Origin of the sequence: Thalassoroseus pseudoceratinae (genome assembly GCF_011634775.1) — a bacterium.
In the GTDB taxonomy this organism is placed as follows: domain Bacteria; phylum Planctomycetota; class Planctomycetia; order Planctomycetales; family Planctomycetaceae; genus Thalassoroseus; species Thalassoroseus pseudoceratinae.
In genome coordinates this window covers 200,297-213,216 of sequence record NZ_JAALXT010000002.1, presented here as the reverse complement: position 1 = coordinate 213,216, position 12,920 = coordinate 200,297, and the positions used below count along the sequence as shown (strand labels likewise).

Sequence of the window (12,920 nt, the reverse complement as noted above, 5' to 3'; positions counted from 1 at the left end):
CTTGAGGGGATACAGCAAGCGGGTTCATGCGTCGTTGAACACCAAACACGGATCAAGTCCAGCGGCTCGACGGGCCGGCAGGAAACTCGCCGCGAGCGCAACGACGGTTGCCGCCGCCATCCCGATGGCCAACAGTTCCGGCAAGGGTTGCACTGTGATCCCCAACAGTTTTGGCCCGAGAACTGCGGCGAGGATGGTGCCACCAAGAAAACCACCGAGACCACCGGCCAATCCCAGAACCATCGCTTTGCCGAGGAACATGCGAACGACAAACCCACGACTGGCACCGAGTGCCATCAATGTGCCGATCTCTTTGCGTCGCTCCGTCACGTTGGCGTACATCACACTGGCAATGCTCGCAGCTCCGACGAGTAGCAAAATCGAGAAGAAGACCCACGAAAGCCGCGACATCAAACGATTCACCGCGACTTGCGTTTCGACGACCTGAGCGATTGTGATCACTCGGGTCTCCGGCAGTTCTGCGGACAATTCACCAATCAGATCACCTGCCGCGTCCTCGCAACATGCCATGATCTCAATCACGTTCACCACTGGACCGGTTTCCGCCAAATCTTGCACGCTGTGAAGGTGAGCGAATAGGCGGGAATCGTCGATGGTACCGGTCGACGGCAAGACCGAGAGAACTTGGAATTCCTCGTCGGATACAGTCACCTTGTCGCCGACTTTCTTCCCGAGTTTGGTGGCCGCATCGCTTCCGAGGATGATGTCACGTTCGTCAAGTTGGGCAATGGTCCGCATGGTGGCCAACGATTCCGGTGCGGCGTCCGCTTCGACATCCACCGTCGTCGCGCAGCAACCGCGATCGGTCCCAACCCCATCCGACATCGGCATGATGCCAATGCCTTGCCACGCGGCTTTGGCTTGAAACTCGCTTCGTGGCAGGATGCCGGTCAGTGTCACCGAAGTGCCATCCACATTCGCATCCACGCACAACTTGGGAGCCAGGTTTTCAACGCCGGGCATACGGGCGAGTGCCAACCGCGTGACGAACTCTTCCGGCATGGTTTTGCCGTGCATATCGGCTGCGTAATAGTCCTCGAGAGTCACGTTCGGTGGGAGGACGAGTACGTTCGCTCCCAGCGAGGCCATGTCGTCGGAGATTTTCTGCTCCGAGAAAACAGTGAGATTTTGAACTGCAACCAGGGCGGTGACGCCGAGCGTCACAGCGATCAGGCTCGTCAGCATCGGTGTGGGACGCTGCCAGAGTTCTTTCCAAACCATTGAACGAAGTCGCATCGGTTCCCGTCCTTGGGTCAAAGCTGAATTTCGAATCCAACCAAGACGAGAGAGCCAACGTGAATTGGCCCTTCGACTCGGGTTCTCAACATCGATCAAAGCGAGCCGTTATTTCTTCTTGGCTCCGTGGGATTTGTGATACTTACAATTTTCGTCGTCACAACATTGCCCAGCGGCCGCCAATTTCTCCGCGAGTTCGCGATGGGTGATGTTCTCACCGAACACACCGATCATCACGCCGGGAGGAGCCATGAACGCCACAACCGAAGTTGGCCGATCGGTTGGGACTCGAAGTTGCCGGAGAAACCGCGATTCGTTGGGGTCCTTGGCTTGAACCGTTACGACCTGCGTTCGTTCTTGGAACAACTTGTCCGCTTGAAACTGCCGCACACCCGCTGGAATCTCAGCCGATCCGTCGGGTTGGGCACACAGAATTGTAATCTTTTTGTCCTGTAGCGACTTCAAACACTCCGCCTGAGCGGGCGAAACAATCGCGACGGTGAGTTGCTCCGGCGTGACACGCTGTGGATAGACAATGCAAACGGCATCGTTTGGTGCGAGCACCGCCACGGCGGGCATCGGCATTCGTGTGGCATCGAATCGGTCGATCAGAGCTTTTTCAGCGGAATCGTCAATTCGGACCGGCACGATTACCGCGTCATCTCGGCTTTCCAAGGTGGATTTCAGTGTGCCATACATACTCTTGGTCGCGGAATCATTCCCGCGATAGAACATGATGAATGAAAACTGGCCATTCTCGGCAGCGGCCGTGACCGCTTGCTGACCGGGTCCAGCGGCATCGGCACGATGGCTCAATGCCAGCAACACGCCCAGCACGAACACCGTGCGGATATTGATTGCGACAATCCTTGTCATCGGTGGAACTCCATTTGAGGCCGAGCGGGAATATCGACTCCGCATCCGCTCGGCAGACGGACACAGAGTTGGCCGACAGAACTGCAAACAATCAGTCATCGCACAGGGTCTTGCGAGATTGAACAACGTCATTCACGAATGTTCTGGTCGGCGTTAATAGAAGTATCGGCGAGTTGCACACGTGGTTTTGGACGGTTTCTCACCGAACTCCGCTTTGTGCACAATTGATTTCGAGTGACACGGCAATTCATCACGCAAAGACTGTTCCCAAACGGCACGAACCACAGGTTTTCTCAGTTGCTGATCCGTAGGCCAGCTGAAATCGGAAACCGAACTTCGTTGTCCGGCCCAACCGTGGAACCGATACCGATGGAAGCACAGGCAAAGACGCAAATTTCACTGCGGGAACTGCCGATCATTAAGCGATGCTCAACCGCAAACATCATCGCGGGAGTCACGATCGGCAATGCAGGAACCGACTTAGACCAACCAAGATGCGATCGCAACACGCACGGCGATCCCCGATGGTAAATCCGGATGGGTGGCGTTGCGACCGTGTGGTCCGAGGGTCGCGGAATTGAAGGCCACAGAGAACTGATCGACAATCAAACCGGCATCGGTCAGGAATGTGGCATCGAGCTTCAGCAACAACGTCCTTGTGGACGTGTTCAACCGAGCATTCTTGACGCATTCGTGACGGCAATCGTCATGGTCTGGAAAGTCCGGACACTCGTGGTTCTCAGAGAAACCATGTGCCTGTTTCGAGGTCGCGTTTCCACCACCGCAACAGACACTCCCTGAGATCACCGGGGCACATTCCGTCACCAACCCCGTGCCCATGCAGGCGAACGGGCAAAGCAAGATGCCGACAACCGGCAAAATGGTGGTCACGAAACGAGACAACATCAGCGTCGATGAACTTTCTACAAGAATGTAAAAATGCGAAACCCGCGAGCTGTCAGTCCGTCATATGGTCAATCGCAGGGTCGGCCTTCAGAAGATCGGCATCCACAGTTGCGGCGCTTGACGAAAATATCGGTTACACGGATCAAGACAAAACTGCAAGACCAGACCGGCACGATGCGAGCGTCCCCCATAACGGTTCAGTCGAGAAACACGAATTCACTGAGATTGAACAAATATCGACACATATTGTCCAAACCGTACTGGTTCGAGTATTCGACGAGTTCTTCGTGTTCCCAATCGGTGGGTTCGCGTTGTGTGATCAACCGGATGGCCTGGGCGACTTGTTCGGAGCGTGTGGGCGACTCCGCTCGCAAGCGGTTGGCGAATCGTTCAGCCATCACCAAATTGAAGCGGTTATTGAGTAGCGAGAGGGCTTGGAGTGAGGTCAATGTTTCCGACCGCTTCGGTGTGCTTTGTGAGGAGTCGGCACAGTCGAGAGTGGTCATCCACGGGTCCGGTTGGGACCGGACGACGAACCGGTAAATGCTGCGGCGGTGTGAAGCGGTGTCCGTTGGATCGAACTTATGGTACTGGTAATGCGGGGAGTGTGCTGTCTTTTCGAGATTGAACAAGTAAAACCCTGGCCCACCCATTTGCGAATTCATCGCCCCGCTGACCGCAAGAATCGAATCGCGAATTTCTTCTGCTTCCAACCGTCGGCGGTTCATTCGCCAGAGAAATTGGTTGCTGCCGTCAATCGCGGCGTTGGCTTCGTTGTGTTCTGATGACTGCCGATAGACGCTACTGGTGACAATCAAACGATGCAGCTGTTTCATCGACTGACCACCATCGCGAAATTCGGCGGCGAGCCAATCGAGCAATTTAGGATGTGTCGGCAGGGCTCCCATGCGACCGAAGTCATTCGGCGTGGCCACAAGACCATGACCGAAATGGTACTGCCAGATTCGATTGACAATCGACCGCCAGACCAACGGGTGATCGCGGTCCGTCAACCACTGGGCCAAAGCGGCTCGTCGATCAGCTTCGCTGAGTTTCGAATCGAGTTGCCCATTGCTGGTGGAACTCAACGGGAGCACACTCGGAACCGCGACCGGTCCCGGTGTTTGCACGTCACCGCGATTCAGAACGAAGACGGTTCGTGGTTTGCCCTTCGTAGCGTGAAACTGTCCGCGTGACGGAAACTGCGTTGCCGCTGCGTACACGTGCCGACCGGTCGGCAGCGACGTTTGTTCTTCTTCGATTCTGGTGATGGTCTCAGCAATTTTTGCTTGGCGGCTTGTGCGTTCGGGGGTCATGACTTGCTTGAGGAGTCGATCCCGTTCTCGCGTGAAATTCGAAAGCTGCTGACTGCGAGCCGGATCGGTGTCGGTTGCCCATTTCCCATCGGTCAGGTTTTGTCGTCGCCAACGAACGGGGGCTTCAATCGAATCTAACGACGCCACCTTCGCCCCCAATGCCGCATTCATGCCGTCATCGGTGAACACCTGAAGTTCCGCAAGGGCCAAGATGAAAACACCAGACCGGTCGGCGAGTTTCGTTGCCGTCACACGGACCTTGCGAGCCGTTTGATTGACGTTTTCAATCGCGAACGCCGAAACACCGGGGTTGGAAACATTATCGGCGGTTCGATCGAGAACTGGATGCCAATCATCATCAATGGCGACCTGCACGCGGAACCGTCTTGGAAAACCAAACCCCGCCCCGATGCCGCCGAAGTCATCATGACATGGACGCAGGACGATCCGCGAAATTGCCACATCTTGACCCAAATCAACTTCGACCCACTTCTCCACATCGGGTTGGTTCGCAAGACCACTGTGATAACCGAATTCTGGTTCTTTGACGATTTTGCGAGCCGACTGAAGCTCCGCGATCGTTTGCTGCAACTCTTTCAACCGTGGTCCGCCGGCCTTCGTAATTTCCGTTTCCAGTGCGGATTTTTGTTTTCGAAGATCCGCGAGTTGCGACGCGAGTTCATAGCGACGGCGTTCGATGGTCGGATCGAGATCGTACACGCGATCGGCCCGATCAACGGCCGCAAAAACCGACTGCAAACCGTAATAGTTTTCCTGGGAGATCGGATCGAACTTGTGATTGTGACACCGAGCACATTGCACAGTCACGCTGCAGAAGGTGTTCAGTGTGTTCGACACCATGTCGTCGCGATCGAGATTTCTGGCAACTTTTCCATCGAGCTTGCTCTCGGGCACTTCGACATGCCCGATGAAATCCCAAGGGCCAGCGGCAAGGAATCCGAGACCGAGGATGCCATCCGGTTCGCCGGGAAACAGCACGTCTCCGGCGATCTGCTCTTGCACGAACCGCGAAAAGGGTTTGTCGTCGTTCAAGGCCCGCACGACATAATCCCGATACGGCCACGCATTCGGACGGAGTTTGTCCTTGTCGTAACCATGCGTGTCGGCATATTTGACGACATCCAACCAATGCCGGGCCCAACGCTCACCGTACTGCGGAGACGCCAACAACCGATCCACAAGCCGTTCGTACGCCAACGGGTCGGAACTTCGAACAAACGCGGCGACCTCGCCCGGTGTTGGTGGCAAGCCGATCAAATCGTACGTCACTCGTCGAATGAGCGTGCGGCGATCGGCTTCGGCGGCGTGGGTTAAACCGTGGTCATCCAGCTGCTTCTGAATGAATTTGTCAATCGAGGTACGTGCCCAGGACGTGTGGATCGCGGGAACTTTTGGCCGTTCGATCCTGCGGTATGACCACCAATCGAAATCCGTGACCTCGGGTTCTCGAAGCGTGACTTCCTTCGGCCACTTCGCTCCACTGGCGATCCATTTCCGAACCGTCGCGATTTCCTCCGCTGACAGCGAATCGGCATTCTTCGGCATCTCGGCTTGACCATCGACGGGCGTGATGACATGGACGAGGTAACTGCTCTCGACATCCCCCGCAATGATCACGCCATCGGTCCAGGACGAGGTCGCCGTCTGCAACGACAAATCCCCTTGGGAATCGGTGTCGTTATGACAACTCAGACAACGCCGCTCAAATATCGGAGCCACTTGCGACTGGAAATCAATGTCCTCACCTGCCGATGCTCCCGGCAAAAACAATCCTGTCGCCAGAAAGAACACCGTGAATTGGGTTGTTGTAATCAATAGATTCATTGGTGACCGATCTGCAATCGAAATGTGTTCATACATCGTACTGAAATCAGCCGTTGTTGACAGGCTTTGCCTACGATGGGTCCTTTGAAAAAACACATCTGGCATTGATTGGAGTCCTCTGCTAGATTTCCGGCACGGGAGGGTGTGTCCGGCGTGGCATCGGCGTTCTTCCCGGCAATCGGATCGACAACGGATTGTCTTCCACACCAGAGAAAGGACCAGCCATGCTCGGGGCGTATCTCAATCCGGCAGAATATTTGCAGCGTTGTGCGAAAGAATTCGAAAAACTGGATCTCCAGCAAACCAGTGACCTGGCGAATTCCATTTATCAAGCGTGGCAGGACGGCCGTTTCGTATTCATTTGCGGCAACGGCGGAAGTGGCTCGAACGCATCGCACCTTTGTGAAGACTTGGGGAAAAGCACGCTCGACCCTGCCGACTTCACCAACGACGACGCCAAACGGCTGAAAGTACTCAGCCTGACCGACAACACACCTTACATTCTTGCCTGGGGCAATGATGAAGGTTTTGATCGCGTGTTCGTCGAGCAACTGAAAAACTTGGCATCGCCGGGTGACGTGTTGATTGCCATCAGCGGCAGCGGCAACAGTGCGAACATCGTCAACGCGGTGGAATGGGCCAACAAACACAACCTGGAAACCTGGGGAATCACGGGTTATCAGGGTGGCACATTGCAAGAGATCGGCCAACACAATCTCCATGTGCCGTTGGATGACATGGGGATGGTTGAATCGATTCATCTGATGCTATTCCATTGGATTCTCAATGACGTTTACGCCCGCATCAACTCGGTCGGTCGTTATGCCGGTCAAACGCAATCAGAAGCCGCCTGAAGAGATTTCTATCGCGACTCTTCCAAGTAGTCGCGTTGGGTCAACAGATCACCGGATGCCATGCCCATGTCTTCATGGGCATGGTACTCAAACGCCTTTTCGGGAGGCGGGGCGATGCGGTTGTTGAATCGATCCGGTGTCCGGTCTCCATCGCGGCGATTGCGTCGCGTAGCGAAGACCGTGTTGGAGTCTTCCGCAGAATGGGAATCGCTCACCGATGCCGAGTTGACGGAACGCAGTCTGGCGTTGCGATACGATACGCAGTGCGGCGAACCGCTGAAAACCTTGGTGACGCGGGCTGCGGGGCTTGTGCGTGAGGCGGCTCGTCGACGATTGGGCATGGCCCATTTCGAGGTGCAATTGCTCGGCGGATTGGCGATGGTCGATGGAGCCATCGTCGAAATGGAAACCGGCGAAGGAAAAACCCTGACCGCAACGCTGCCGTTGTATCTGCACGCGCTCTCCGGCGAAGGCGTGCATCTGGCAACGGCCAACGATTACCTTGCCTCTCGCGATGCGGACATCATGCGACCGGTGTTTGAGCTGCTCGGAATGACGGTCGGTGTGATCACCGCTCAGATGCCGCCCGCAACACGCCGGGAAAGTTATGCCTGCGATATCACTTACGGCACCGCAAATGAGTTCGGTTTCGATTTCCTCAAAGATCGACTGCAAACACTCGATCCGATCGCGAAGAGAAGTCGTCTGCTCGACGCCGGAGAACACAGATTCGGTGCGGAATTCCAAGACCCGTTGCAACGTCGATTGCACACGCTGATTCTGGATGAAGCCGACAGCATCCTCATTGATGATGCTCGCACGCCTTTGATTCTAAGTGCATTGCCAACTGCAGATCGGGCGGCGAAAGCGGCGGCGTTCCGTTGGGCAGCCGAATTCGCCCCGCAATTCACCGAGACCGAGGACTTCGAACGCGATCCCAAAACGAAAGCCGTGCGACTCACTTCCGACGGACGCCACCGTGTGCGGTCGGTCGTCAAACCGCCGGGGTTGGAGAGCGTGAGTCAAATCGACCTTTACGAACACGTGGAACGTGCCATCCGCGTGCTTTTGGACCATCACCGCGATCGGCAATACGTCGTGCGGGATGGGGAAGTGGTCATCGTGGACGAATCGACGGGACGGTTCGCCGAAGGTCGCCGTTGGCGGGATGGAATTCATCAAGCCGTCGAGGCGAAAGAGCAACTCAATCTGTCGTTCCCCACACGACATGCCGCCCAGATCACGATTCAAGACCTGATGCTGCAATATCAGCACATCGGTGGAATGACGGGAACGGCGAGTGTCTCCGCGGGCGAATTCCAATCCGTTTACCGCTTGCCTGTGGTGCAGATTCCAACGAACCGCCCTTGCCAACGCCAAGTTCTGCCGGATGTGGTGACTCGAAACGATGACGAAAAATGGACTGCGATCGTGCAGGAAGTTTCCGAGATGCACGAGCGGGGGCGTCCCGTATTGATCGGCACACGCTCGATTGCAAAGTCCGAGGAATTGGCAAAGCTCCTGCGAACCGCTGGTATCGAACCGGAAGTTCTCCACGCGAAACAACTTGACCGAGAAGCGGAGATTGTGTCGGCCGCTGGCGGACGAGGACGTGTTACAGTCGCAACGAACATGGCCGGGCGGGGGACCGATATTCAGCTGGGACCCGACGTCGCAGAACTTGGCGGGTTACACGTCATCGGAACAGAACTCCACGATTCCGCACGCATCGATCGACAGTTGGCTGGGCGATGCGCGAGGCAGGGCGACCCGGGAAGTTTCCGTCAATTCATGGCGATCACAGACGAAATCCTCGTGGAAGCATACCGAGAGTCCGCTCCACAAGTCGTGGCGGAACTGCAATCGGAGAAAGACCTGACGCGTGCCAGACGAGTGCTGCGTGACTGCCAACGTCGGGTGGAGTCTCGTCATGTCGGTGATCGCAAGCGGTTGTTGCACGCCATTCGTGAACGAGGCAAACTCTACGAGCGAATGGGTTTTGATCCGTTCTTGGACACTCCGGATTAAATAACCGCCGGTGTGGACATGATTCAGATTACGAATGTCGATGGCCCATGCCCACGCAAAGCCGTGGGCATGGCACACAACTCGTCAAACAACCGTATTACTTCTTATTCTTCGGCAGAATCCAGACATTGCGGAACTGCAATGGATTGCCGTGACCTTGGAGTTTGATCGGGCCAGGTGTGCCCATCGGTGCTCTTCGGGAACCGCCGGTCTTCTTATTGAGTTCGATGTCGTCATGAATCGTCACGCCGTTGTGCTTGACCGTCAAACGGGCAGGTTCGGTGACGTCGCCGTCTTCATTCGTGCGAGCGTTGGTAAATTCCACGTCATAGGTTTGCCAGACCAACGGTGGGAGGCACATGTTGACATCGGGTTCTTTGATGGTGTACACGCCGCCGCACTCGTTGTTTTTGCCTTCCAAGCCGAAGCTGTCGAGGATTTGCACTTCGTAGTGATCGACTTGATAAAACCCACTGTTGCCTCGCCCTTGCCCACGTCCTTTCGGTTTGTACGGTAGCAAGAATTCGAGGTGCATGGTGTAGTCGTCGAATTTGTCGCTGGTGAGGATATCTCGACCATCGGTGTTCAGGAGATTGGTCTCGGGGTCGTATCGTCCACCGTTCCATTGGTTCATGTTTTCCGGAATGCCGCTGAACAAGACAACCGCACCCTTCGGCGGCTTCATGCCCATCGACTTGCTTTGTCGGATCATTTTCTCGAGGGCATGGGATTTGCCATCGGCGTCAGTCACGACAAGCTTCTTGCCGTCAACTTTCAGAGACTCGAACTGGTCGTGCCCTTCCGGCGGGAATTGGGCCGACGCCGAAAACTGCTTGGGATTCGCAGCCAGATACTTCCGATTGCCATCCGCCTTGGAAAATTCGGGACTGCCGTCTTTCATTTCGCCGGCGAACAACGCTCGGGTTTTGCCGTCCCAACCGGCGCCTGGTAGGCCACCGTCATAGATAACGGCTTGGAAGTGGCCATCACCGAGAGCAATCACCTGGGCACCGACGGATTTGCCGCGGTATTCGCCCTGAACTTGGAAGTCAGCGGGAAGATCCGAACCTTCGGGATTGGTCCAAACACCGTCGGCTGCCGGTAGTACCGCACAAGACAGACATAAGAACAGGCCTCCGAAAACAGACGGCCAAATCGAACGACGCAAGTTGAGCATATTGGTCTCTCCGAGTGTGGGAATTCGTCAGGAATGCCTCGACGATACCGCAGTCTTCGGAACGAGTCCAATAACTCGCCTAATTTCCGTGTCTTACAGTTTTGTTTCGCGGAGCAATTCCAAGAACACCGGACGGATCATGCGGAAGTTCTTGGTCCAGTCATCATGCCCGACTCGCACCAGCAGCGTCGGTTGAAGCCAGTTCCCGCTAATCGGCATGGGACTGACGAACGGTGTCGCACGGTGTTCGGTACGCCGAATCCGTTCATTGAGAGTTTCGCTGGTTTCCTGCGGTAAATCGGTCACGTTGAGAGTGCCAAGATATTGCAACCGTCCTCGTGGAGCCGCCGCGAGTAGCAGCATCATCACATCGCCCTTCTGGTTGGCTCGATACCCCACGACGACGCAATCGGTCTCGATGGCTGGCGGTTTCGGTTCTTTGTTCTCTTCTTCCTCGCCGACGAAGTCGTTCATCGCCTCTTCGAGTGAACCATTCTGGGCGGCTTTCTCGGCTTGTTCCTGACGTGCCTTCTGAACCACCGCTTGCACAAGATTCTTCTGAGCAGATTTTTCGAAGCCCCAGTCCTCGAACATGGCACTCCAACGAATTCCCCCGACGATGATCAACGCACCAAAGATCGCAGTAACACCCCACGCCCACAAACACAACCGGTTGCCGGTTGCCGGAAGATTGGCCAACGTCGGCTTCCATACTTCACCGGGTTTGAGCAGGAAGTCCATCGGTGAAAGTTTGTCGTTCTTTTGGATCGCGTGCATGTAAGATGCGGTGTGAGCCAAACCCGCAACCGCAACGCCTGCAAAGAGTTGCGTGAGAGTCCAGAGCAATCGCATCGAACCTTCATCGGACGCAGTGAGTGCTCGCCCCGCGATGCTCACCCCCAACATCGCAATCATGCCGATGACCAGCAGAATCAACCAACCGGGAACCAGTTGCCAAATCGGACCGGGTTCGGGTTCTTCCCACGGGCGTTCTTCGACGTCCTCGTCGTCTTCGTCGTCGAAATCCTTGAGCACCGGTGCCGCTGACTTCGGGACGGTGGCGAATGCTGGATAGTAGCCGCATTCCGGACACCAGGATGCTGCCCCCCATTCGGTGGTTTCTTGGCATTGGGGGCAGGTTGTGAGTTTCGTCTGTTCGGACGTGGGTGCGGACATAGCAGCCAACCAAATCGGGTCACGCGAAATGTGGAAACATTCCGGAAGCTTCCACACCGACCAAATATAGGTTCTGCCAACGACCATGCCCGGGGGCATTGACGGGAACGGCGAAAGTGATCCGCGTCCTGCACGATTGATCCGGTTTTACGGACTGTCAGGTTCGATTCGCGATCCAAATACCAATCGACGCACGATCGACGCATTCGCATCCGGAAAATCGAGTTCGGCCAATTCGTGTCGCGGAACCCAGCGGAATGGAGATGTCAGCGGTGGTTCGGTTTGTGCGAACTCGTCGCCAACACGACAACGCCAGAAGTGAAGTTCCAACCGCTCGGTTGTGACGATGGAGATTTCCTCGAAGGGGTGCACCGTTAAACCGGTTTCTTCCTCGCATTCTCGAACGACACAATCGACCGGCGATTCCCCCGGATCGCATTTTCCGCCGGGAAATTCGGATTTGCCGGGTTGCGATCCGTGCAGACTCCGCACGCCGATGACGAACCGTTCCGCACGCTCGACGATGGCAATTCCAATTCGTAGACGTGCGTTAGGCGTGTCCATTCTATCATCGCAGCTATGGGTTCTGGAGTGGTTGCCAGTCGATTTCACACCACGGCATTTGACGGCGGAGCGTTTCAACCGCCTGACGACTTGTCGGTGTGCGGCGGAGTTTTAGCCGTTTCAAATTCGTGAATTTCACAAACTTGGGTAACGCATCGTCGTTGATTCGGGTGCGTGTGGCATCGAAGTATTCCAGCGACAACGGTAATTCGTCAATGCCGGCACTCGAAAAGTGCGTCCGCATCACGCAGAGCCACGTCAGGCTCGGTTGCGACAACGCCGAAATCGCCGTGCGTGGCAATGGCATGCTCGTGATGCCCAACTTCCCGACTCGGCAACTCATCATCACTTCTTCGAGGTCGCCGAGTTCAAACGGCGTTGAACGAATTGTCAGACTTGGGACAGTCGGAAGTTTCTTCAGCAATGCGACTGTCTTTGCCACTTGCTCTTCCGAGTCACAACGAACGCTCACGGATTCGATCCGGCGATATTTGAACCGCAGCCATGTGCTTTCAATCCAAAACGGTAATGTGGATTGAAGTTTCGTCGGCGTGCCAAACGGTGAACCAGCGGCGGGACGTGGTCCGACCGGGACCCGTTCCATGTGCGACATGCTGACGCTGCAATGCTGTTCTTCCAAAGCTTCGGCGATGAAGTCGTGTCGCAGCCCCTCGAACATTGGAGGAGCCAACGCGGTGAACGTGAGAACAAGCTGAATCATCTTTTCCCTCCCTGAGAAAGAATTCCGCCATCGACCGCTAAACTTTTGTCAACAGAAGTCTGACCGACCCCAAACGGAGCGTCAAGCGTTGTTGGCCATCGACAATCCAAGTTGCCTGGCACGCCGGGCGAGATTTGCTCGACTTCAAACTATACAATCGCCCAAAAGAGTGACATACTGCCGGTTTGCGTTTCACAAGG

The 12,920-nt window shown here is 55.7% G+C and carries 10 protein-coding genes; 2 read left to right on the top strand and 8 right to left on the bottom strand.

Annotated elements, in window-relative coordinates; translation table 11 throughout:
• Positions 1-24: 24 nt before the first annotated feature.
• The 4 genes from G6R38_RS06435 to G6R38_RS06420 all read right to left on the bottom strand — a co-directional run bounded on the left by G6R38_RS06435 (position 25) and on the right by G6R38_RS06420 (position 6,200).
• Positions 25-1,257: an ABC transporter permease gene (locus G6R38_RS06435; protein ID WP_166821669.1), complete on the bottom strand. Its 1,233-nt coding sequence runs from the start codon at positions 1,255-1,257 to the stop codon at positions 25-27.
• Between the two features lie 108 nt (positions 1,258-1,365).
• Positions 1,366-2,133, bottom strand: coding sequence for a hypothetical protein (locus G6R38_RS06430; RefSeq protein ID WP_166821666.1), 768 nt, complete (start codon positions 2,131-2,133; stop codon positions 1,366-1,368).
• A 480-nt stretch (positions 2,134-2,613) separates the two neighbouring features.
• The gene (locus G6R38_RS06425; protein WP_166821663.1) at positions 2,614-3,039 is read right to left on the bottom strand and encodes a hypothetical protein; all 426 of its coding nucleotides are present in this window, start codon (positions 3,037-3,039) and stop codon (positions 2,614-2,616) included.
• A 197-nt stretch (positions 3,040-3,236) separates the two neighbouring features.
• Positions 3,237-6,200 carry a DUF1553 domain-containing protein gene (locus tag G6R38_RS06420; RefSeq protein WP_166821659.1) on the bottom strand — a complete coding sequence of 988 codons (2,964 nt, stop codon included), beginning with the start codon at positions 6,198-6,200 and terminating at the stop codon, positions 3,237-3,239.
• A 194-nt stretch (positions 6,201-6,394) separates the two neighbouring features.
• Between G6R38_RS06420 and G6R38_RS06415 the strand changes: the two genes are divergently transcribed.
• Together G6R38_RS06415 and G6R38_RS06410 are read left to right on the top strand one after the other, a co-directional pair.
• Positions 6,395-7,054: a D-sedoheptulose-7-phosphate isomerase gene (locus G6R38_RS06415; protein WP_240928098.1), complete on the top strand. Its 660-nt coding sequence runs from the start codon at positions 6,395-6,397 to the stop codon at positions 7,052-7,054.
• A gap of 114 nt (positions 7,055-7,168) precedes the next feature.
• Positions 7,169-9,082 carry a preprotein translocase subunit SecA gene (locus G6R38_RS06410; RefSeq protein ID WP_166821655.1) on the top strand — a complete coding sequence of 638 codons (1,914 nt, stop codon included), beginning with the start codon at positions 7,169-7,171 and terminating at the stop codon, positions 9,080-9,082.
• A 97-nt stretch (positions 9,083-9,179) separates the two neighbouring features.
• Here G6R38_RS06410 and G6R38_RS06405 read toward each other — a convergent pair whose 3' ends face one another.
• The 4 genes from G6R38_RS06405 to G6R38_RS06390 all read right to left on the bottom strand — a co-directional run bounded on the left by G6R38_RS06405 (position 9,180) and on the right by G6R38_RS06390 (position 12,720).
• Positions 9,180-10,259, bottom strand: a complete 1,080-nt coding sequence (locus tag G6R38_RS06405; RefSeq protein ID WP_166821652.1) for a 3-keto-disaccharide hydrolase — start codon at positions 10,257-10,259, stop codon at positions 9,180-9,182.
• Positions 10,260-10,352: 93 nt separating this feature from the next.
• Positions 10,353-11,435, bottom strand: coding sequence for an ATP dependent DNA ligase (locus tag G6R38_RS06400; RefSeq protein ID WP_166821649.1), 1,083 nt, complete (start codon positions 11,433-11,435; stop codon positions 10,353-10,355).
• Positions 11,436-11,582: 147 nt separating this feature from the next.
• Complete coding sequence (locus tag G6R38_RS06395) at positions 11,583-11,999, bottom strand: NUDIX domain-containing protein (protein ID WP_166821646.1); 417 nt, start codon at positions 11,997-11,999, stop codon at positions 11,583-11,585.
• Positions 12,000-12,012: 13 nt separating this feature from the next.
• Positions 12,013-12,720 (bottom strand): leucine-rich repeat domain-containing protein, encoded by a 708-nt coding sequence (locus G6R38_RS06390; protein ID WP_166821643.1) that lies wholly within the window; start codon positions 12,718-12,720, stop codon positions 12,013-12,015.
• Positions 12,721-12,920 lie beyond the last annotated feature (200 nt).